Source organism: Skermania piniformis, assembly GCF_019285775.1.
In the GTDB taxonomy this organism is placed as follows: Bacteria; Actinomycetota; Actinomycetes; order Mycobacteriales; family Mycobacteriaceae; genus Skermania; species Skermania pinensis.
Window position 1 is genome coordinate 2,447,885 of sequence record NZ_CP079105.1, and the last position, 22,002, is coordinate 2,469,886.

The following is a 22,002-nucleotide window of genomic DNA, read 5'->3' on the forward strand; positions in this document are numbered from 1 at the left end:
TCGTCAGAGCAATCGGGAAAGAAACGCCGCCGTCCGCTCCTCCCGCGGCTTCGCCAGCATCGTGCGCGGATCACCGGACTCGACCACCACCCCGCGGTCCATGAACACCAGTTGATCGGCGACCTCCCGGGCAAAGCCGATCTCGTGGGTGACCACCACCATGGTCATCCCACCGGCGGCGAGTCGGCGCATCACCGCCAGCACGTCGCCGACCAGCTCCGGGTCCAGCGCCGAGGTCGGCTCGTCGAACAGCATCAGCTTCGGTTGCATCGCCAACGCCCGCGCGATCGCCACCCGTTGTTGCTGCCCACCGGACAGCTGCGCCGGGTACACCGCGGCCTTGTCCGCCAGGCCGACCTGCTCCAACAGATCCCAGCCACGCTCGGTAGCCGCGGCTTTGCCGATACCCTTCACCCGAATCGGCGCCTCGATGACGTTCGCCAACACCGTGCGGTGCGGAAACAAGTTGAACTGCTGGAACACCATGCCGATGTCGCGCCGCTGACCCGCCGCCTCGCGCGGCGACAACTCGTACAGCTTCCCGCCCCGCTCCCGGTAACCGATCAGCTCACCGTCGACGAACAGCCGGCCGGCGTCGACCCGCTCCAGATGATTGATACAGCGCAGAAAAGTCGACTTGCCCGAACCCGACGGACCGATCAAACAGGTCACCGTGCCCCGCGGCACCTCCACCGAGATCCCCCGGAGTACCTGCAGTGCGCCGAAGTTCTTGCACACCTGCACTGCCCGGAGCATCGGCGGCGCCGCGCGGACACCGGCCGAATCCGACCCGCCGGTCGCCGTCACTGTCCGGCCCCGGCCGGCTCGGGCGCGGATGATCGCCGCGATACGCCTTTCGCATAATACCGCTCCAGGTAGTACTGCCCGACCATCAGGATGCTGGTCACCGCGAGGTACCAGGTTGCCGCGACCAGCAACAGCGGAATCGGCTGGAAATTCACCCCGGAGATATCGCGGGCCCGGCCGTACAGCTCGGTGCTCAGCGGCACCGCAGTGACCAACGACGTGGTCTTCAGCATGCTGATCACCTCGTTACCGGTCGGCGGAATGATCACCCGCATCGCCTGCGGCAGCACCGTGCGACGCATGGTCATCGCCCAGGACATTCCCAGCGCCGTCGACGCCTCCACCTGCCCATCGGCTACCGAGCCGATCCCGGCCCGAACGATCTCGGCCATGTATGCGGCCTCGTTCAGACCCAGCCCGATCATCGCGAAGGCGAACGCCGCGGAAAGGTTCTGGATATCGAAATGGAAGAACTGCGGCCCGAACGGGATGCCCAGATCGATGGTCCGATACAACGACGGGAACAGTCCCCAGAACACGAGCTGGACGTACACCGGGGTGCCGCGGAACACCCAGAGGTAAACCCATGCGGCCGAGCGCAGCACCGGGTTGGGCGACATCCGCATGACCGCGAGTGCCACGCCCAGCACGATCGCGATCAGCATCGCCAGGACGGTCAGTTCGACCGTCACCCAGGCGCCTCGCACGATCCGTTCGTCGCGCAGATAACGCCAGTAGGTCCCCCACCCGTAGGCATCGTTGGTCGCGGCGCCGTAGACGAACAGCGCCGCCAGCCCGAGAATCCCGACGGCGGCGATCCACCGCCCCGGATGACGCAGCGGGACAACCTTTATCGGCTCGGGAAGATCTGCCGCCGGTCCTGGCGACCCGCTCATGGTTGCCCCGATCGATCCCGGTCAGCCGACCGCGCCGTTGATCACCGGTTTTTCGATCTTTCCGGCACCCACACCCCAGTTGTCGGCGATGGTCGCGTAGGTGCCGTCGGCGATCAGATGTTCGAGCGCCTGGAGCAGCGACGTAGCCAACGGCGAGCCCTTCGCGACCGGCCAACCGTAGGGCGCCGAGTCGAACACCGGCCCGGACGCCTCGATCCGGCCCTCGCTCTGCTTGATCGCGTAGGCGGTGACCGGCGAATCCGCCGACATCGCGTCCACCTTGCCCAGCACCAGGGCGTTGGTTGCGTCGTCCTGGCGATCGAACTTGACGATCTCGATCGGCGGCTTGCCCGCCGCGGTACATTTCGCGCTCTTCGCGGGCACCTCTTCGGTGTCCTGGACGGTCGTCGATTGGACCGCAACCTTTTTGCCGCAGGCATCGTTCGGGTCGATCGGCCGATCGACCTGCTGCGCCCACTGCACGCCCGCGTTGAAGTAGGTGGTGAAATCGACCACCTGCTCGCGTTCCTTGGTGTCGGTGAACGACGACATGCCGACGTCGTAGGTCCCGGCCTGGATCGCCGGAATGATCTTGTCGAAGTCGGAGGCCTGGTAGTCGGTGCTCAGCCCGAGGACACCGGCGACTGCGTCCAACAGGTCCACGTCGAACCCGACGATCTTGCCGTCGGCGTCGCGATACTCGTTCGGCTGATACGGCAGGTTGACCCCGACCACCAGTTTGCCGGCGTTCTTGATCTTCTCCGGCACGGTGGCGGCAATCTCGTCCGCCTTCGTGACCTGTACTGCTTCGGTCGAGGCGCCGGACGAACCCTGCTGGTCCTCGTTGTTGCTGGTGCAACCGGTGAGCAACAACGCGCCACCGGCGAGCAGACACATACCCCGAACGAAACCACTCCTGATACCGGACGACACGACTTCCTCCAATTCAGGGCAGGGAACGCCACCCGGGTGCGGGGTGCGGTACGAGTTACCAGAGATTAGACCTGGCTCCGCCGAGCCGGGCGGAAGAATCGCGATGGTCGCTATGTTCTCTCGTAAGAGCGTTCGACCACATACGGCGTTCGACCACATACGGCGTTCGACCACCGGGCCGAGCGCGCGGTCGGATCGCACCGAGAGAGGACACGATGGCTACCCAGACCCTCACCCAGCAGAACTTCGACGAGGTCGTCACCACCAACGATGTGGTACTGGTCGACTTCTGGGCGTCCTGGTGCGGGCCGTGCCGCAGTTTTGCGCCCACCTTCGAAGCGTCGGCCGAAGCCAATCCGGACGTCGTCCACGGCAAGGTCGACACCGAGGCGCAGCAGGAGCTCGCACAGGCAGCGAACATCCGCTCGATCCCGACGATCATGGCGTTCCGCGAAGGGGTGCTGGTTTTCGCGCAGCCCGGCGCGCTGGCGCCCGAGGCGTTGGCCGAACTGATCGGCCAGGTCAAGGCACTCGACATGGAACACGTGCGCAAGCAACTCGCCGAGCAGCAAGCTCAGGCTGCGCCGGACGAAGCCTGACCCTGCTCAGCGCAGCCGGTTGACCCCGGCAATCATCGCTTGCAGCGCCGATTCGGTCTCGTCACCGGCCAGCGCGGCGGCCCAGCCCCGTCGGCCGTCGCACTCGCAATGCACGAAGGTGGCGGTGCCGTCGGCGGTGCGGCGCTGGTGAAAGGCCAGCACCTCCACCGCAATCCCGACGGCGTAGAGCGCCGAGGTCATCGCCGCAACCGGGCCGGATGCGGTGGCCCGGACGGTCCGAATCTGCTCGCCGAACGCCAACGTCGCGGAGTACTCGGCACTCCCGGTGTGGCGCTTGGCAACCGACCAACCACCCAGGCGAATCGGTCCGCCGGTCGTGCAGTAGCGGTCGACGAACTCGGCGGCGGTGATCGTGGCCGATTCGGCGCGGAGCTCGCGGGGCGCGGCGGTGACGATCGGGTGGATCCGGCCGGCGGCGGTATCGGCAGAGAAAAACGCTGTGGTCATGGCGACTGGTAAGGCTTCCGTGTGGGGAGGGAGGACCAGCGCAAGTGCAGTTCAAACGGCCCGCAGCGAGGAGCCGGTCCGAATCAGACCCCGCTACGGCGGTGAACTACGAGAAGTCGCTGCACGCCGGAAACAGTAGAGTACCCGACCCGCAAAGAGCAAACAGGCTTGTCGTCAGTGCGCCGCCGCGTCCCAACTCCGTCCGGTGCCGACCGAAACCTCCAGCGGCACCGACATGTCGATCGCACCCGCCATCTTTTCCCGCACCAGCACGTCCACCTGGTCGCGTTCGGCCGCGACCACTTCGAACACCAGCTCGTCGTGGATCTGCAGCAGCATCCGGGACCGCAGACCGGCCGCATCCAGCGCTCGCTGCACGTCGATCATCGCGACCTTGATGATGTCGGCCGCCGTGCCCTGGATCGGCGCGTTCAACGCCATCCGCTCTGCCGACTCGCGCCGCATCCGGTTGCTGGAATCCAGATCCGGCAGGTAACGCCGGCGACCGAACAGCGTCTGGGTGTAGCCGACTTTGCGAGCCTGCTCCACCACGTCGTGTAGGTAGTCGCGGATACCGCCGAAACGATCGAAGTAGACGTCCATCTGCTCCTTCGCCTCGTCGGTGCTGATCTTCAGCTGCATCGACAATCCGTACGCCGACAACCCGTATGCCAGCCCGTACGACATCGCCTTCACCCGGCGCCGCAATTCCGGGGTGACCTCGGCGATCGGCAGACCGAACGCCTTCGACGCGACGAAGTTATGCAGGTCCTCGCCGGAGTTGAACGCCTCGATCAGCCCCTCGTCGCCGGAGACGTGCGCCATGATCCGCATCTCGATCTGGCTGTAGTCCGCGGTCAGCAACATGTCGTAGCCGGCGCCGACCACGAAGCAATCCCGAATCCGGCGGCCGGTGTCGGTGCGGATCGGGATGTTCTGCAGGTTCGGCTCGGTCGACGACAGCCGCCCGGTCGCCGCGATGGTCTGGTTGAACGTGGTGTGGATCCGCCCGTCGTCGGCCACCGACTTGAGCAATCCGTCCACGGTCACCTTGAGCCGGGTCGCATCTCGGTGGGCGAGCAGATGCTCCAGGAACGGATGCTGGGTTTTCTCGAACAAGCTCTCCAGTGCGTCTGCATCGGTGGTGTAGCCGGTCTTGGTCCGCTTGGTCTTCGGCATGTCCAGTTCGTCGAACAGCACCACTTGCAACTGCTTCGGCGAACCGAGGTTGATCTGCTTGCCGATCACGTCGTATGCCGCGCTCGCCGCCTGCTCGACCTGGCCCGCGAACGTGGACCGCAACTCCTCCAGGTGCGCGACGTCCACCGCGATTCCGGCCGCCTCCAGCCGAGCGAGCTCCGCGGCCAACGGCAACTCCATGTCGGCCAGGAGCGGGGTGGACTCGATCTGCGTCAGCTCGGCATCGAACGCATCCGCCAGGTCGGTAACCGCGCGCGCCCGCAAGATCTCCGCCTGCGCCAGCTCGGCGATCTGCTGATCCTCGTCGTCGAGCAGCGAGAGCTGGCCTTGATCCGAGGTCTCCACCCGCAGCTCGCGATGCAGATAACGCAACGACAGATCGTCGAGGTTGAACGTGCGCTGCCCGGGTCGCACCAGGTACGCAGCCAGCGCAGTGTCGCTGGTCAACCCGCTCAGCGTCCAGCCCCGCCCGCGCAGTGCATGCATCGCCGCCTTGGCCTCGTGGACGGCCTTGGGCTGCCCGGGATCGGCCAGCCAGGCACCGAGCGCCTGCTCGTCGCCCGGGGTGAGCCGGGTGGTGTCGACGTATCCGCCCTCCCCGTCGCTCGCCACGATCGCAATCGCCGCCGCGTCACCGCCGTAGGGTCCGCTCGGCCCGACGACGCCGAGCCCGTGCCGCGAACCGTCGGACGCATGCTCGGCCAGCCAGGCGGCCACGGTATCCGGGTCCAGCACGCCACCACTGATGTCGAATCCTGCGTCCGCCTCGGGTTCCGGCGAGACCAGCGTCTCGAACAACCGGTCGCGCAACACCCGGAACTCCAGGTCGTCGAACAGCGCGTGGATCCGCTCTCGGTCCCAGCCCGCGTGCTCGAGCTGGTCGGGGGTGTACGGCAACGCCATATCCCGGACCAGCTGGGTGAGCTGCCGGTTCAGCACGACCGCGGACAGGTTGGCGCGCAACGCGTCACCGACCTTCCCCCGTACCTCGTCGACCCGGTCGACCAACGCGGTCAGATCACCGAACTCCCGAATCCACTTCGCGGCCGTCTTCTCCCCCACCCCGGGGATACCCGGCAGGTTGTCGCTCGGATCGCCGCGCAGCGCAGCATAGTCCGGGTACTGCGCCGGGGTCAGTCCGTAGCGCTCCTGAACCGTCTCCGGGGTGAACCGCCACAGATCCGATACCCCCTTGCGCGGGTACAGCACGGTGACCCGGTCGTTGACCAGCTGGATCGCGTCCCGGTCGCCGGTGACGACGAGCACCCGGTAGCCGAGCGGATCGGCCAGCGTGGTCATCGTCGCGATGATGTCGTCGGCCTCGAAACCGGGCTGTTGCATCACCGGGATACCGAGCGCGCCGAGTACCTCCTGGATCACCTCGATCTGGCCGCGGAACTCGTCCGGCGGCCGGCTCCGGTTCGCCTTGTACTCGGCGTACTGCTCGGCTCGGAAGGTCTGCCGGGACACGTCGAACGCGGCGGCGATGTGCGTCGGCTGCTCGTCCCGGAGCAGATTGATCAGCATCGAGGTGAACCCGTACACCGCGTTGGTGACCTGCCCACTCTGCGTCTTGAAGTTCTCCGCGGGGAGCGCGAAAAACGCCCGGAACGCCAGCGAATGTCCGTCGAGCAACATCAGCGTCGGCGGCTCCGCCGCGGTGGACGACGGGGCGGCTACGGCGCTGGGACTGGTCACGGGGTCGAGTCTAGGGAGGCCCACCGACAGGTTTCACCCGCCACCCGACCGGCTCCGGTAGGCACGCGGACTCACGCCCTTCCACCGACGGAACGCCTGCGACAGGCTCGACACCTCCGCGTAGCCGAGCCGCTCGGCGATCTCGGCGACGGTCAGCCCGTCGGCCAGCATCTCCTCCGCCAACTGTTCCCTGATCTCGTCGAGCAACTCCCGAAACGACGTCCCCTCGGCGGCCAGGCGTTGCCGGAGGGTGCGCGAGCTGACGTGCAGCGCCGCCGCGATTCGTTCGGCATTGGGTGGGGTCGCCGGCTCGGAACGAATGAGGTCGCAGACCTGACCGGCCAGGCCGCCGCGGGTGCGGCGGCGTTGCAACAAGTCGCGGCACTGCGCTTGCGCGAGTGCCCCGGTGTGGGCATTCGCTTGGGGTAGCGGCAGATCGAGATACTCGGACGACATCTCGACGACGTTCTCGGCGGCCTCGAACTCGGGCACCACCCCGAAAACCTCGGCGTAGCGCTGCACGTCGTCCGGCGGCGGGAACGCAAACCGCACGGCAGTCGACGGAACCGGAGCACGAAACAGGTCGTGCTGGATGACCATCATCGCAGCGGCGTCGCGTTCGACGGCGAACCGGGCGAACCGGGCCGGAATGTCCGGGGTGTCGAGCACGAGCCGGATCGCACCGTCCGGCTCGCGGACCACGACTCGGGAGAACGCGAACGTGAGGTCCAGATAACGCAGACCCAGATCGACCGCGACTCGCAGCGTCGGGCTGCTGAGCAGGGCGAAGCCCCAGATCCCGTAGGTGGTGAGGTGGTAGCGACTACCGACGTCGAGCCCCAGACCTGCTCGATCGTTCGTGGCGGTGAGCAGATTGCCGATCGCGGTGAGCTCCTGGCGTGCGGATACCTCGTGATTCGAGTCGCCGTACGGCACCGCGCTCAGCCCGGTGCCGCGCAGGCACACCGCCGGCGGGACACCCAGCTCGGCGCCGAGCTCGACCACGATGCCGAGGCTCGTCGGCGAACGCGGCACGTCCCACTCGACCACAATCGCTCCCTCGTTCCCCCGCTCGCCGAATCTAGTAAGTCGGGCGCCGACTCGCACCTCCCGCGTCGGCACGTCGAGCGCGACCATAGTTTCGTCGACTTCCCGCGTCGGCAGAAGCAGGTGAAAAAAATGACCGTCCGACCACGACGTGCGGTACCGCTGTCCAGTATCGAGAAGGGACCCGAGGCATGACCACCACCGACCGGCCACCGACCGTCGTGATCATCGGCGCCGGGTTCGGCGGCATCTGTATGGGGATCAAACTCAAACGGGCCGGTATCCCGTTCGTCATCGTGGAGAAGGCCGATCGGGTCGGCGGGGTCTGGCAGGCCAACGTGTACCCCGGTGCGGCCTGCGACGTGCCGTCGCATCTGTACAGCTACTCGTTCGAACCGAGCCCGGACTGGTCGCGCGCCTACGGCCAGGCACCGGAAATCCAGAGCTACATCGACGGGTGTGCCCGCAAGTACGGCGTGCTCGAGCATGTCCGGCTGAACACCGAGGTGACCGCGGCGTCGTTCGAGCGCGCCACCGGCCGGTGGACGGTGACGCTCGCCGACGGGTCGACCTTGCTCGCCCGGTTCCTGGTCGCCGCCACCGGCCAGCTGAGCCGGCCCACCGAACCCGACTTTCCCGGCCTCGACACCTTCCCCGGCAAGGTCTTCCATTCGGCACGGTGGGACAACGACTACGACATGGCCGGCAAACGGGTCGCGGTGATCGGCAGCGGAGCCAGCGCGATCCAGTTCGTGCCACAGATCGCGCCGCGGGTCGAACAGCTCTACCTGTTTCAGCGGTCGGCGCCGTACGTGCTGCCCAAGCCGGACCGCGCCTACACCGCGTTGGAGAAGTACCTCTATCGCAGCTTCCCGCTCGCCGTGACGGCGAGCCGGGCGCGCAAGTATCTCTGGCACGAGGCGCGGGTGGTGCCCCTCACCAAAGGGCGCGGGATGAAGCCGTTCGAGGTCGCGTTCGAGCACAACCTGAAACGACAGGTGCCCGATCCGACGATGCGGGCCGCGCTGACCCCGGACTATCCGATCGGCTGTAAACGTATCCTCATCTCCAACGAGTGGTATCCCGCGATCACCCGGCCGAACGTCGAGGTGCTCGCGACCGGACTGCGCGCGATCGACGGCTCGACGGTCGTCGGCGCGGACGGGACCCGACGCACGGTGGACGCGATCGTCTTCGGGACCGGCTTCGCGGTCAGCGAGTTCCTTGCGCCGATCGAGATCACCGGCCTCGACGGCCGATCGCTCCGCGACGCCTGGCGCGACGGCGCCGAGGCCTATCTCGGGATGACCGTGTCCGGGTTTCCGAACCTGTTCGTTCTCTACGGCCCGAACACCAACCTCGGCCACAACTCGATCATCTACATGCTGGAGAGCCAGACCGACTACGTCCTGTCGGCGATCCGGCACGCGGGTGCGCACGGATCGACCTGGTTGAACGTGCGCGCCGCCGCGCAGGCCCGCTATACCGCCGAGATCCAGCAACGCCTGGCCGGCACGGTGTGGGAGGAAGGCTGCACGAGTTGGTACCGCACCGCCGGCGGCAAGAACACCAGCAACTGGCCGAGCTTCACCTACGACTACCGCAAACGGACCCGATTCTTCGATCCGGCCAACTACGAGGAGGCCACCGCGGGGACCGGGTGATCCGACGCGTCGATCCGGCACCGCACGGGGGTCAACCGACGCCGAGATACGCGGCCTTCACCGCCGGGTCGGCGAGCAGGTCCCGGCCGGTGCCGGTGGCGGTCACTTCGCCGGTCTCCAGGATGTAGGCCCGGTCGGTGCGGGTGAGCGCCTGCTGCGCGTTCTGCTCGACCAGCAGAATCGTGGTGCCCTCGGCGTTGATCCGCGAGATGATCCGGAAGATCTGCTGGATCACCATCGGCGCCAGGCCCATCGACGGCTCGTCGAGCAGCAGCAGGCGTGGGCGGGCCATCAACGACCGGCCGATCGCCAGCATCTGCTGCTCACCGCCGGACATCGTGCCGCCGATCTGGGTGCGTCGTTCGGCCAGCCGGGGGAACAGCTCGTACACCCAGTCCAGGGTTTCCCGGTAGGCCGCCTTGGACTCGAATGTTCGTGCATAGCAACCCATATCCAGGTTCTCCTGGACGGTCATCCCGGGGAACACGCCACGCCCCTCCGGCGCTTGGATCATCCCGAGCCGCACCCGTTGGTGCGCCTTCACGTGGGTGATGTCGCGGCCCTCGAAGGCGATCGTGCCCCCGGCCGGCGGGAGGAGCCCGGACAGCGCCCGCATCGTGGTGGTCTTGCCGGCACCGTTGGCCCCGAGCAGCGTGACCAGTTCGCCGCGACGCACCTGGAGCGAGACGCCGTGCAACGCCTGAATCCGGCCGTAGTTCACCACCAGGTCGGTGACCTCGAGGACCACCTCGCGCGGCTCGTCGCGCACCGGCGTCGCCGGCGGCGTCGATTCGGTGATCGCGGACATGATCTCGGTCGGCTCGTCGTCGTCGCGCCGGGCGTGCTTGGCCATCATCACGGCCTCCCCTCCTCCGCCCCGGCAACCTGATCGTCGGGCACCCCGAGATAGGCGGCGATCACCGCCGGGTCGGCGCGAATCGCCGCGGGCAGATCGTCGGCGATTTTACGGCCGAACTCCAACACCACGATCCGGTCGGTCACCCCCATGACCAGCCGCATGTCGTGCTCGATCAGCAACACGGTGAAACCGTCGTCGCGGATCTTGCGAATCAGGTCCATCAGCGCCGACTTCTCGCTCGGGTTGAATCCGGCCGCCGGCTCGTCCAGACAGAGCAGCTTGGGCTCGGTAGCCAGCGCGCGCGCGATCTCCAGCCGCCGTTGATCACCGTAGGACAGGTTGCGTGCCTTCTCCATCGCCCGCGGCGCGATCCCGACGAACTCCAGCAACGCCATCCCGCGCTCGACCGCATCGCGCTCTTCCCGCCGGTGCCGGGCGGTGCGGAAGATCGCACCGGGCACCGACGTCTTGTGCCGGGCGTCGGTGCCGACCACGACGTTCTCCAACGCCGTCATCTCACCGAACAGCCGGATGTTCTGGAACGTACGAGCGATGCCGAGTCGGGTGATCTGGTTGCGCTTGGTCTTGCCCAGCACCGCGCCGTCGAAGTAGACCGCGCCGGCGGACGGCCGGTAGACGCCGGTGATCGCGTTGAAGCAGGTCGTCTTGCCGGCACCGTTCGGGCCGATCAGGCCGAGGATTTCACCGCGCCGGATCTCGAAACCGACGTGGTCGAGCGCGGTCAGGCCACCGAACCGGACGGTGAGGTCCTCGGTGCGCAGCAGCACCGCACCGACCTCGGCGGCGATCGACCGGACCGGCGCGACCGCCTCGGCCACCGCCGCCGGGTCGGTGAGCGCGGGATCCACCGCCGCCGGGTCGACCGTCCCGGCCGGATCCGATCGCTGCTCGTCGGCGTACTGTTCGGGCCGGTGCGATGCCGCGGCGAGGTCGTCGTTGTCGAACAGCGCGTCCCCGGCGCCCGGGCCGGTCATCGGGCCGCCTCGGTGGTGGCGTCCGGCCGGCGGACCGCCCGGCGCACCTGCCGACCGTAGGTCAGCAGCTTCTGGCGAACCGGGAACAGTCCCTGCGGGCGGAAGATCATCAGCACCACCAGGGTGAGTCCGAAGAAGAGGTACTTGTAGTCACCCAGTGACTGACCGCCGACCTCGAAGGTGAGCAGCCGGTTCGGCAGGTACACGATGACGAATGCGCCGACGATCACCCCGAGCTTGTTGCCCTGACCACCGATCACCACGGCGCAGAGGAACAGCATCGAGTTGATGATGTTGAACCCGGTCGGGTTGATGAACTGCACCTGGCCGGCGTACAACGCCCCGGACATGCCGCCGATCGCCGCGCCGATCGTGAACGCCCAGAGCTTGAACTTGAAGGTGGGTACACCCATGATCTCGGCGGCGTCCTCGTCCTCCCGGATCGACACCCACGCCCGGCCGACCCGGCTGCGCTCCAGGTTGCCGACGATCAGCAGTACCAGGATCACCAGGATCATGCCCAGCCAGAACCACCACACGCCGGAGTTCAGTCGGTCACCCACATTCCCGGCCGAGAACACGCCCTGCGGCTTGTCCGCCGACTCACCGACCCGGGGGTAGGCGATCCCGGACAGCCCGAGGCTGCCGTTGGTGACCTCGCTCAGGTTGTCCGCGAGCAGCCGGACGATCTCCCCGAAGCCGAGCGTGACGATGGCCAGGTAGTCCCCGCGCAACCGCAACGTCGGAGTGCCCAGGATCAGCCCGGACAACGCGGTCACCGCGACCGCGATCGGCAGGCAGGCCAGCCACGCCCAGCTCGGATTCAGCCAATCGTCGGACTGGTTCCACGGACTGTTCGGGCTGGTCAACAGGCCGACGGTATACGCGCCGACCGCATAGAAGCCGACGTAGCCGAGATCCAGCAGGCCCGCCTGGCCGACCACCACGTTCAGTCCGATCGCGATCAGCGCGATCATCGCGAACTGCGCCATCACCCCGCCGAAACTGGTGCCGGGGGTGTCGATGATCGGCGGTTTGAGCACCGGCAGCAGCGCCAGCAGAATGATCGCCGGCACGCCGACCAGCCACTGCGTCGGTCGGGACAACCCGCTCCACCAGGTGCGCAGCGCGTCGCCCAGACCATGCTTGGGCGTGCTCGCTCGCTCGGTCGGGTGGTCGGTCATGCTCGTGCCCTCCCGAGGCTCTCACCGAGAATGCCGGTCGGCCGGAACATCAGCACCAACACCAGCAGCACGAACGCCACGACGTCGCGCCACTGGGTGCCGAACACCATCTGGCCGTAATTCTCCGCCAGACCCAGGATCAGCCCGCCGAGCAGCGCCCCGCGCAAGTTTCCGATGCCGCCGAGCACGGCCGCGCTGAACGCCTTGATCCCGAGGATGAAGCCGCCCGAGTAGATGATTCCGGACGGAATCTTCAGCGTGTACAGCAGTGCGGCGGCACCGGCCAACACGCCGCCGATGAGGAAGGTCAACATGATGACCCGTTCCCGCGAGACACCCATCAGGGTCGCGGTATCCGGGTCCTGGGCAACCGCCCGGATACCCCGGCCGAACTTGGTGCGGTTGATCAGCACCTCGGTCACCGCCGCGAGGATCAGGGCTGCCACCACGATGACGATCGTCAGATTGGTCACCGGCGCGCCGAAAACGCTGAACTGGACCTTCGGTTCGACCAGTTTGATCGGTTGCTGGGCGTTGATCCCACCCAGCCCCGGCCACAGTTTCGGCAGCACGAAGTGCACGAACTCCTGCAGCACGAACGACATCCCGATGGCGGTGATCAGAAAGTTCAACGGCTTGGCGCCACGCCGCCGCAGCGGTCGATAGGCGACCCGCTCCAGGCCGACCGCCGCCGCACCGGACACCGCCATGCCGAACAACATGGCCACCCCGAGGAACACGACGGTGAGCACGACGCCTTGGTTGTAGGTGTTGGCGGCGGGCGAGAAGCCGAGCGCCATCAGACCGACGTACTGCCCGAACATGCCGAGCATGAAGATCTCCGAATGCGCGAAGTTGATCAGCCGCAGCACGCCGTAGACCAGGGTGTAGCCGACCGCCACCAGAGCGTAGATGGATCCGTACGCCAGGCCGTCGATAGTCAGCTGCCAGAAGCTGTTCACCAGCCCCGAGACGTTGAAATCGATCGACGATGCCAACACGACCGGATCGGCAGCGTTCGGGGAGGTCAGTGTCGAGAAGATCATTCAGGCACCTTCGGCCTCGTCGAGACAGCACGTACGGGGGCCGAAGCTTCGACCCCCGTACGTGACGCGCACGTCAGTGGCATCCGTCCTGCGGGCGGCTACTGGACCTCGTACATCCAGATCAGCGCCGAGGTCAACTCACCGTCCTCGTTCCACTTGTACTGCCGGGCCAGCCCCTGACCGTCATAGGCCTTGACGTAGTCCAGCAGGTCCGCGCGGGTTGCCTTACCCTCACTGATTCCCTTGAGCAGGATCGTGGTCAGGTCGTAGCCCTCCACCGAGTACACGCCCGGCTCCTGACCGTTGAGCGCCTGGTACTCGGACTTGAATTTGTCCGGCGCCGGACCACACGGGCAGGACAGCAACGCGTCCTTCGCCGCATCGCCGGCCTGGGTGACGAACTGCGGGTCGTTGGTGCCGTCCGCCGAGACGAACACGCCCTCGAAACCGCCCGACTTCAGTTGCTGTGCCAACGGCGCCGCTTCCGAGTAGTAGCCGGAGTAGAAGACCGCGTCCGGCTTGGCGGCAGTGACCTTGGTGACGGTGGCGGAGAAGTCCTTGTCACCCTTCTTCACACTGGCCGCGCAGGCCGAATCCGCGACGGAACCGAGCCCGTCCTTGATGCTCTTGGCCAAGCCGGTGCCGTAATCGGTGTTGTCCTCGATGACACACACCTTCTTGTAGCCGGCGGTGCCGGTCAGGTACTTGGCCACGGCCGGACCCTGGATGTCGTCGTTGGCCAGGCCGCGGAAGAAGGTCTTCCAGCCGTTCTGGGTGAGCGTGGCGTTGGTCGCCGAGGCGCTGACCGCGACCAGCCCGGCGTCGCTGAGGATGCCGCCGGTCGCCTTGGTCTCACCGGAGAAGGCCGGACCGACCAAACCGATCACCGAGGGGTCGTTGACCACCTGCGGGATCACCTGGGTGGCCTTCTGCGGGTCACCCTCGGTGTCGAACTCCTTGAGCGTCACCTGGCAGTTCGGGTTGGCCTTGTTGTGCTTGTCGAGCGCCAGCTTCACCCCGTCCACGATGTTGATCCCGAGCGCGGAGTCGGGGCCGGTCAGCGCACCCGCCATCGCGATCGACGCCGGGGCACAGGTGGCGTTGCCCGCGCCGGCGGGATCTGCCGCGGACGCGGTGTCGGCGGCCGGAACCTCTTTGCCCTCGGTATCGACCTGCACCAGCGGCTGGATCGACAGGTTGGTCGAGGCGGCGGCCGATCCGGTACCGGCTCCACTCGCGCTGGTCGAGGACGATCCCTCGTCGGTCGACTTGCTGCTACAGCCGGCCAAGGCCAGCGCGGCGGCGATCCCGATGACCAGCGCGCCGCGTGCGGACCGACCCCGCACACCCGAAACCCGCAACGTCTCCACCCTCTTCCCTTTTGCTCCCCCGGGCAAGCAAACCCCGAGGGGCCGACAACGTCAGCCCGCTGAGAACATAGCCCCGCGGCGCTGCCGGTGCATCAGCTGGTCGGGAATTGGCCGATCGACCCTGTGATCACTGCGGCGCGAGATTCTCCAGCACCACCTCGGCGACCGCTTTCATCGTCGTCCGTCGATCCATCGCGGTCCGCTGAATCCACTTGAACGCCTGCGGTTCACTGAGCCCCTGAGTCTGCATCAGCACCCCCTTGGCCCGCTCCACCAGCTTGCGGGTGGTGAGCCGTTCGGACAGACCGGCAACCTCGGTTTCCAGCGCGGAGATCTCGGCGAAGCGGCTGGTGGCCAATTCGATCGCCGGCACCAGGTCGGACTTGGTGAACGGCTTGACCAGGTACGCCATCGCGCCGGCATCGCGTGCCCGCTCGACCAGGTCACGCTGACTGAAGGCGGTCAAGATGACCACCGGAGCAATACGTTTCGAGGCGATCTCGGCAGCAGCATCGATCCCGTCACGACGCGGCATCTTGACGTCCATGATCACCAGGTCCGGCGTCAACTCGCCGGCCAGATCGACCGCCCGCTGCCCGTCACCGGCCTCACCGACGACCAGATACCCCTCCTCGGTGAGCATCTCCACCAAGTCCATCCGGATCAGCGTCTCATCCTCCGCGACGACCACCCGCTTCGGTTCTGCGCCAGTAGCCGCCGTCATCTGCTGCTTCTCCCATCGTCGGCAGGGGCCGTCGGGTCCGCGCCCGGCCGGTTGCGATTCGATAGTCAGGCTACCCGGATTCGCCGCGCACACCGGCTCGTGCGTCGGGCGGTGTAGCGGGCGGTCCGGGCTCGAGTATGCTGACCAAGCGGTGCGCCGGGATGGCGGAATGGCAGACGCGGTGGTCTCAAAAACCATTGTCCTCACGGACGTGTGGGTTCGACTCCCACTCTCGGCACCGATCGGGCGCATCCGGTACGACGGATGCGCCCGTGGCATACTTCGAAGCGACACTCGGCGCCGGCGGCGGACCTGCCGGCGCCGGACACCGAGTCCGATGTTCCGCCTTCGATCGATTGTTCTCATGCGCGTCTTGTTCGTCTGCGCCGACAACGTCGGTGGCTCGGCCATCGCCGAGTGTGTGGCCACCGCCTACGCCGCGGAGCACCGGCTGCGCTCGTTGGTCGTGGAAAGCGCCGGCACCCGTGCCGCCGCCGGACTGCGGCTCGGACCCCCGGTGGCTCGGGTGATCACCGGGCTCGGCGCCGATCCGCGCCGGTTCCGATCCCGATCGCTGACCGCCGCAATGTCGGCCGAAGCCGATCTGATCCTCACCATGACCGAGGCCGACTGTCGGGATGTCGTCACGCTCGATCCGGACGCCGCGCCACGCACCTTCCCCCTGCTCCAGGCCTATCGGCTGGCCCGGATGACCGCCGCGGTCAGTGTCGCCGAGTTGCATGCCGGTCGACTCGCGTATCCGGCGGTGTCCCGGCCGATCGCGAATCCGGCTATCTCGGACGAGCAGAAGTCGGCGGAGATCGGCGACCTCATCGCCCAGGCCCTGCTCGGTCTGCTCCGCTCGCTCGCCTACGAGCCCTACATCGCGGTCCCGTCGCTGCCCAACCGGGAAACACTGCTACCGCGGCCGGCCGCCGGCCCGGCTTTCGAAGCGGCCGGCTGACCGAACCCCGACCGGCCGCCGCCCCGATCGGCGCACTACCCGACCGGCGACAGTGCCCAAGCGCCGGTGCCGTCCAGTTCCAACTTCTGCCGGTGATGTTGATCGACCGTGCTCCGGTGCGCCACGCTGACCAGGATGGTGTCCGGAACCAGCGTCCGAATCAACTTGTACAGCGCATACTCCAGCTCCTCGTCGACCGCGGAGGTGGCTTCGTCGAGGAAGACCACCTTCGGCTGGAGCAACAGGATGCGAGCAAACCCGATCCGCTGCTGCTCACCCGGCGAGAGCACCTTGGCCCAGTCTTCTTCCTCGTCGAGCCGGTCGGCGAGGTGGCCGAGACTGACCCGGTGCAACGTCGTGCGCAATACGTCGTCGGCGATCTCGCCCGGCGCCGCGGGGTAGCTGACCGCAGTCCGCAGGTCACCCAACGGGAGGTACGGCACCTGCGACAGAAACAGCGTTTCGTTTCCGGGCGGACGACGGAACTCTCCGTCGGCGTAGGGCCACAGTCGCGCCAGTGAGCGCAGCAACGTGGTCTTGCCACTGCCCGACGCGCCCTTGACCACCAGTGCATCGCCCGGCAGCAGGCGCAGATCGAGTCCGTCGATCAACCCGACGCCGTCCGGCGTGCGGACATCCACCCCGGACAGCTCGACCGCGCCGGCGAGATCGGCGACGGCCATCCGGCCCAGTTCACGCGACTGTTCGTCGGCGATGAGCAGCCCGTCGAGCCGGATCAGTGACGCGCGGTAGCCGGCGAAGACGTCGTAGGACTCGCGGAAGAACGACAGCGAATCGTGCACCTTGCCGAATGCCGAGCTGGACTGGCTCACGTCGCCGAGGGTGATTTCACCGGCGAACAGCCGGGGCGCCTGCAACAGGTATGGGAACACTTCGGCGGTCTGGTTCACGCCCAGGTTCCACCCGTTGAACTTCAACGTCCGGGCAACGATGTCCCAGTAGTTGCGAATCACTCCGGCGAACCGGCTCATCAGACCGCGCCGTTCCACCCGCTCACCGTGGTAGAAGGCGACGTTCTCGGCGCTGTCGCGGAGCCGGACCAAGGCATACCGGAAGCCGGCGTTCAATTTCTCGTTGAGGAAGTTCAGCCGGATCAGCGGACGGCCGATCCAGAACGCAACAATCGTGGTCAACAGGACGTACGCCAGCACCAGCCAGAGCATCGCCCGCGGGATCGTGACATCGAAGATGGTCAACGGACCGGACAGGTCCCAAAGGATCTTGGTGAACGACACGATCGACGCCAGCGCGCTGACCGCGCCCAGCGCGAGCGAGCTCGACACCTGCACGAAATCGGTCACGTCGCTCTGAATCCGCTGGTCCGGATTGTCGATCGTCTCGTCGATGAATCGGGACCGGTAGAACGCCATTCCGTCGAGATAGTCGTCGACCACCCGCTCGTTCAGCCAGACCCGCCAGCGGATATCGAACCACTGATTGATCAGGTAGTGCACCAACGCCCGGGCCACCCAGAGCACCGCGAGCAGGCCGAAGATCTTCATCGACAGCCAGAACCCGGCCTTCGCCGCCTCGAGACTGACCTCCGGTTCCGGTGTGGTCAGCGCTTGGACGGCATACTGCAGCGCGGTTTGCGAGTCGTTGTAGAAATAGGTGAACAACACGCTGAGCCGCACCGACGTCAGCGTCGAGATCAGCAGCACGGCAACCAGCAGGTAGTTGCGCCAGGACTGCGGTCCGACGAAGTACGCGCCGGAGATCCGCCAGAACTGCCGGCCCCACCGGGTGGTGGCGAACAAAACAGCCAGCACGATCACGAAGATCGGGGCGGTGATCAGGAACGCCTTCAAGATCCACCAGGCACTGGCCCACCACTCGGCGCTCCAGTCGATGCTCATCTCCATAGACGCGTCCCATCACCTTGATCGTTGCGGCGGCAAAGCGGGCGAAGTCTAACCCTGCAGTCCCGCCGCGTGGCGACCGCGCCGGATTCAGCCGGCCGGCTGCTGCTGGGTAGCGCAGTGGATGCCGCCGCCACCGGCGGCGATCCCGTCGATCGCGACCTGCACGATCTGCCGGCCGGGGAAGAGCCGGGCCAGCGTCGCTGCCGTGGCGGGGTCGGTGACCGGGTCGCCGAACTCCGGGGCGATGACCGCCCCGTTGCAGACGTAGAAGTTGATATAGCCGGCCGCGAAGTCGTCGGCGGCGAACTTCTCCCGCACGGTGGTCGGCGCCGCCAGCACCTCGACCTGCAACGAACGCCCCTGCGCGTCGGTGGCGCCGCGCAGGATGTCCAGATGCCGGCGGGTGACGTCGTAGTCGAACGAGTCGGGATCGTTGTCGAGTGCGGCTACCACCACGCCCGGCCCGGCGAACCTGGCGTAGAAGTCGGTATGCCCGTCGGTGATGTCGTGCCCGGCGATGCCGGGCAACCAGATCACCTTCCGGACGCCGAGCAGCCGGGCCAGCTCGGCCTCCACCTCGGGCTTGGACCTGCCGGGGTTACGGTTGTCGTTGAGCACACAGCTCTCGGTGATGATCGCGGTGCCCTCCCCGTCCACCTCGATCCCGCCGCCTTCCAGCACCAGGTCGGTATGCACGGTGGGCACCCCGGCGCGCGCGGCGACGAACTCGGCGACCTTTGCGTCGCGCGCGTGCTCCTGCTTGTCACCCCAGCCGTTGAAGTTGAAATCGACGGCGCCCGGACCGGCCGGGCCGTCCGCCGCACGCACGAACACCGGACCGGTGTCGCGGATCCACAGATCGTCCAGCTCGGCGGTGACCAGTTCGACATTCGAGCCGGCCACCAGCTGACGGGCTCGGTCCAGGTCGTCGGCGCGCACCAACATGGATACCGGCTCGAATCGGGCGATCGCGGTCGCGACGGCCGCCAGGTTCTGTTGGACCTCGGCGACGAGTTTGCGTCCCCAGATGTGCTCGTCCGCGGCGAACGCCATCCAGGTCCGCTGATGCGGCTCCCCCTCGTCGGGCATCACCCAGCGACGGCCGTCCGACGCCGCGGTGTCGTCACCGCCAGGCGCCGGATCATTGTCCGTCGACGCCGAGTCCGCACTGTCGCAACCGGCCGACACCGTGCCGCCGAGGGCTACCCCGCCGACCAACGCCGCCGACGCCCGGAGGAAGAATCGCCTGTGCATCTCGAATCGTCCTCGACCTAGGTCCGCGGCTTCCGCGGAAAGTGCCGAATCAGGCCCTCCTGCACGACCGTGGCCAGCAACTCACCCGTCAACGAGAAGTAGCGACCGGTGGCCAGCCCGCGAGAGCCGGCCGCCACCGGCGACTCGGTGGCGTAGAGCGCCCACTCGTCGAACCGAAACGGACGGTGGAACCACATCGAATGATTGACCGTCGCGGCCATGATCCGGTCATGGCCCCAGGACAATCCATGGGTGGTGATGATCGAGTCCAGCACCGTGGTATCCGACGAATAGCCCATCGTAGCGAGATGGATCAGCGGATCGTCGGGCAGATCGCCGTCCGCTTTCATCCAGACTCGGTTGTGATTCAGTCGTTCTCCGGTGTCCTTCATGATCCACGCCGGGTCGTTGGCATACCGCATGTCGATCGGTTTGAGCGCGTCGACGAACATCTGCAACCGGTCTTCGTAACCGGCCAAGTGGTCACCCAACGGCGGAAGAACGTCCGGGTACGGCACCTCCGGCAACTCCACCGCATGCTCGAGGCCTCGAACGGAATCGAGGAAAGCAGCCAGCATGACGAACAGCTCGGCGCCATCCTGCGAAGCGGTGACCATCCGGTTGGCAAAGCTGCGCCCGTCCCGCTGTCGGACCACGCGATACTCGATCGGCGCCTTGACGTTGCCGCCCCGGATGAAGTGGGCGTTCAGCGCATGCAGCGGCCGACCCGCGCCCACCGTTCGGCCGGCGGCGACGATCGCCTGGGCGATCAGCTGACCGCCGAACGTCCGACTGCCGACCTGCGGCGGGTGCTGTCCGACGAAGCAGTCCTCGACCGGTTCGGCCAGATCGAGCAGGCCCATCAGGGTCGTCAGATCGGCGGACATCGTCGGTTCGGTGGACATGGTCGGTTCGGTGGACATGGTCGGTTCGGCGGACACGGTCTTCTCCGGCACTCAGTGGTCCTCTTCGCCGATGCGGTGAACATGGATCAGGTTGGTCGACCCGACCGTACCCGGTGGTGATCCGGCGACGATGACCACCAGATCGCCTTTGCGATAGCGGTTCATTCCGAGCAACGACAAGTCGACCTGGCCGATCATCGCATCGGTGGTATCGACCCGAGCCACCAGAAATGTCTCCGTACCCCAGGTCAACGACAGCTGGCTCCGCACTTCCGGCAGCGGCGTGAACGCCAACAGCGGCAACGAGGTGTGCAGTCGGGCCAGCCGCCGCACGGTGTCGCCGGACTGGGTGAAGGCGACCAGGGCCTTCGCGTTCAGCCGCTCGCCGATGTCGCGGGCGGCGTAGGAGATGACGCCTCGCTTGGTCCGCGGCACATGGGTCAGCGGCGGAACCTGGGTGGTGTCCACTTCGACCGCCTGCACGATGCGGGCCATGGTCCGCACGGTTTCGATCGGGAACTTGCCGACCGACGTCTCGCCGGACAGCATCACCGCGTCGGCGCCGTCCAACACGGCGTTCGCGACGTCCGACGCCTCCGCCCGGGTGGGTCGCGAGTTCTCGATCATCGACTCCAACATCTGGGTGGCGACGATCACCGGTTTCGCGTTTTCCCGCGCCATCTGGATGGCCCGCTTCTGCACGATCGGCACCTGCTCCAGGGGCAGCTCGACGCCCAGGTCACCGCGGGCAACCATGATCGCGTCGAAGGCGAGCACGATCGCCTCCAGGTTGTCGACCGCCTCCGGCTTCTCCAGCTTGGCGATCACCGGGATTCGGCGGCCGACCCGATCCATCACTTCATGCACCAACTCGACGTCGGCCGGCGAACGCACGAACGAGAGGGCGATGAAGTCCACCCCCAATCGGAGGGCGAACTCGAGGTCCGCCACGTCCTTGTCCGACAGCGCCGGCACCGAGACGTCCATTCCCGGTAGCGACAGGCCTTTGTTGTTGCTGACCCGCCCGCCCTCGATCACCCGGCAGACCACGTCACCGCCGTCGATCCGATCCACGGTAAGACCGACCTTGCCGTCGTCGACCAACAGCCGGTCGCCCGGCTTCGCGTCGTAGGCCAGCTGGCGGTAGGTGGTCGACACCCGGTCGTGATCACCGTCGCAGTCGTCGACGGTGATCCGGACCTCCTCGCCGGCTGCCCAGTCGGCGCCGCCGGCGGCGAACCGGCCCAGTCGAATCTTGGGACCCTGGAGATCGGCGAGCACCCCCACCGCGCGTCCGGTCTTGTCGGATGCGCGGCGCACCCGGTCGTAGTTGTCCTTGTGGTCCTTGTGCTCGCCGTGGCTGAAATTCAGCCTGGCCACGTCCATTCCACTCTCGACCAGCTCACAGATCCGCTCATCGGTTGCCGTCGCCGGGCCCAGCGTGCAAACGATCTTCGTGCGTCGCATCACGGACCGAGCCTAGTGTGCGCGCCGAATTCTGCACGC

General features: G+C 67.0%; 19 protein-coding genes and 1 tRNA gene. 4 read left to right on the forward strand and 16 right to left on the reverse strand.

All coding sequences use genetic code 11. The features are described 5' to 3' along the window. Positions 1 to 3: 3 nt before the first annotated feature. Genes KV203_RS11385 through KV203_RS11395 form a run of 3 tightly spaced genes read right to left on the reverse strand, consistent with a single transcriptional unit; the run spans position 4 to position 2,600 of the window. Positions 4 to 756, reverse strand: a complete 753-nt coding sequence (locus tag KV203_RS11385; RefSeq protein WP_066470940.1) for an amino acid ABC transporter ATP-binding protein — start codon at positions 754 to 756, stop codon at positions 4 to 6. Between the two features lie 47 nt (positions 757 to 803). Then, positions 804 to 1,703 carry an amino acid ABC transporter permease gene (locus KV203_RS11390; protein WP_066470724.1) on the reverse strand — a complete coding sequence of 300 codons (900 nt, stop codon included), beginning with the start codon at positions 1,701 to 1,703 and terminating at the stop codon, positions 804 to 806. Between the two features lie 21 nt (positions 1,704 to 1,724). After that, positions 1,725 to 2,600: an ABC transporter substrate-binding protein gene (locus tag KV203_RS11395; protein ID WP_066470726.1), complete on the reverse strand. Its 876-nt coding sequence runs from the start codon at positions 2,598 to 2,600 to the stop codon at positions 1,725 to 1,727. Positions 2,601 to 2,851: 251 nt separating this feature from the next. Between KV203_RS11395 and trxA the strand changes: the two genes are divergently transcribed. Continuing rightward, on the forward strand, positions 2,852 to 3,235 hold the full coding sequence (gene trxA / locus KV203_RS11400; RefSeq protein ID WP_066470727.1) for a thioredoxin: 384 nt from the start codon (positions 2,852 to 2,854) through the stop codon (positions 3,233 to 3,235). A 6-nt stretch (positions 3,236 to 3,241) separates the two neighbouring features. Here trxA and KV203_RS11405 read toward each other — a convergent pair whose 3' ends face one another. The 3 genes from KV203_RS11405 to KV203_RS11415 all read right to left on the reverse strand — a co-directional run bounded on the left by KV203_RS11405 (position 3,242) and on the right by KV203_RS11415 (position 7,651). Further along, a complete protein-coding gene (locus tag KV203_RS11405; RefSeq protein WP_066470733.1) occupies positions 3,242 to 3,703 on the reverse strand; it encodes an alpha-isopropylmalate synthase regulatory domain-containing protein in 462 nt (153 codons plus the stop codon). A 174-nt stretch (positions 3,704 to 3,877) separates the two neighbouring features. Continuing rightward, the gene (gene polA, locus KV203_RS11410) at positions 3,878 to 6,541 is read right to left on the reverse strand and encodes a DNA polymerase I (RefSeq protein ID WP_174522055.1); all 2,664 of its coding nucleotides are present in this window, start codon (positions 6,539 to 6,541) and stop codon (positions 3,878 to 3,880) included. Between the two features lie 93 nt (positions 6,542 to 6,634). Then, entirely contained in the window at positions 6,635 to 7,651 is a 1,017-nt protein-coding gene (locus tag KV203_RS11415) for an AraC family transcriptional regulator (RefSeq protein ID WP_066470946.1), read from the reverse strand. Positions 7,652 to 7,839: 188 nt separating this feature from the next. Between KV203_RS11415 and KV203_RS11420 the strand changes: the two genes are divergently transcribed. Then, the gene (locus tag KV203_RS11420) at positions 7,840 to 9,312 is read left to right on the forward strand and encodes a flavin-containing monooxygenase (RefSeq protein WP_066470737.1); all 1,473 of its coding nucleotides are present in this window, start codon (positions 7,840 to 7,842) and stop codon (positions 9,310 to 9,312) included. Between the two features lie 31 nt (positions 9,313 to 9,343). On the opposite strand, the gene KV203_RS11425 is transcribed toward KV203_RS11420, so the two are convergent. The 6 genes from KV203_RS11425 to KV203_RS11450 form a co-directional block, all read right to left on the reverse strand. Next, positions 9,344 to 10,120, reverse strand: a complete 777-nt coding sequence (locus tag KV203_RS11425; RefSeq protein WP_066470948.1) for an ABC transporter ATP-binding protein — start codon at positions 10,118 to 10,120, stop codon at positions 9,344 to 9,346. Between the two features lie 47 nt (positions 10,121 to 10,167). Beyond that, on the reverse strand, positions 10,168 to 11,166 hold the full coding sequence (locus KV203_RS11430) for an ABC transporter ATP-binding protein (RefSeq protein WP_066470740.1): 999 nt from the start codon (positions 11,164 to 11,166) through the stop codon (positions 10,168 to 10,170). After that, positions 11,163 to 12,350 carry a branched-chain amino acid ABC transporter permease gene (locus KV203_RS11435; RefSeq protein WP_066470742.1) on the reverse strand — a complete coding sequence of 396 codons (1,188 nt, stop codon included), beginning with the start codon at positions 12,348 to 12,350 and terminating at the stop codon, positions 11,163 to 11,165. The genes KV203_RS11430 and KV203_RS11435 overlap by 4 nt, the downstream gene beginning before the upstream one ends. Continuing rightward, on the reverse strand, positions 12,347 to 13,396 hold the full coding sequence (locus KV203_RS11440) for a branched-chain amino acid ABC transporter permease (RefSeq protein ID WP_066470743.1): 1,050 nt from the start codon (positions 13,394 to 13,396) through the stop codon (positions 12,347 to 12,349). The genes KV203_RS11435 and KV203_RS11440 overlap by 4 nt, the downstream gene beginning before the upstream one ends. Before the next feature lie 98 nt (positions 13,397 to 13,494). Continuing rightward, the gene (locus KV203_RS11445) at positions 13,495 to 14,742 is read right to left on the reverse strand and encodes a branched-chain amino acid ABC transporter substrate-binding protein (protein ID WP_066470950.1); all 1,248 of its coding nucleotides are present in this window, start codon (positions 14,740 to 14,742) and stop codon (positions 13,495 to 13,497) included. A gap of 151 nt (positions 14,743 to 14,893) precedes the next feature. Continuing rightward, entirely contained in the window at positions 14,894 to 15,490 is a 597-nt protein-coding gene (locus KV203_RS11450) for an ANTAR domain-containing response regulator (RefSeq protein WP_066470744.1), read from the reverse strand. Positions 15,491 to 15,645: 155 nt separating this feature from the next. Here KV203_RS11450 and KV203_RS11455 point away from each other — a divergent pair. Then, a tRNA-Leu gene (locus tag KV203_RS11455) sits at positions 15,646 to 15,728 on the forward strand. 126 nt (positions 15,729 to 15,854) lie between these two features. Beyond that, positions 15,855 to 16,454 carry an arsenate reductase/protein-tyrosine-phosphatase family protein gene (locus tag KV203_RS11460; protein WP_066470746.1) on the forward strand — a complete coding sequence of 200 codons (600 nt, stop codon included), beginning with the start codon at positions 15,855 to 15,857 and terminating at the stop codon, positions 16,452 to 16,454. Positions 16,455 to 16,489: 35 nt separating this feature from the next. Here the strand turns inward: KV203_RS11460 and KV203_RS11465 are convergent, their stop codons facing one another. From KV203_RS11465 to pyk, 4 genes are all read right to left on the reverse strand, one after another. After that, on the reverse strand, positions 16,490 to 18,337 hold the full coding sequence (locus KV203_RS11465) for an ABC transporter ATP-binding protein/permease (RefSeq protein ID WP_066470752.1): 1,848 nt from the start codon (positions 18,335 to 18,337) through the stop codon (positions 16,490 to 16,492). A gap of 87 nt (positions 18,338 to 18,424) precedes the next feature. Then, complete coding sequence (locus tag KV203_RS11470) at positions 18,425 to 19,591, reverse strand: agmatine deiminase family protein (RefSeq protein ID WP_083530073.1); 1,167 nt, start codon at positions 19,589 to 19,591, stop codon at positions 18,425 to 18,427. 17 nt (positions 19,592 to 19,608) lie between these two features. Then, entirely contained in the window at positions 19,609 to 20,496 is an 888-nt protein-coding gene (locus tag KV203_RS11475) for an acyl-CoA thioesterase (RefSeq protein WP_174522056.1), read from the reverse strand. Positions 20,497 to 20,547: 51 nt separating this feature from the next. Then, positions 20,548 to 21,966: a pyruvate kinase gene (gene pyk, locus KV203_RS11480; RefSeq protein ID WP_066470754.1), complete on the reverse strand. Its 1,419-nt coding sequence runs from the start codon at positions 21,964 to 21,966 to the stop codon at positions 20,548 to 20,550. Positions 21,967 to 22,002 lie beyond the last annotated feature (36 nt).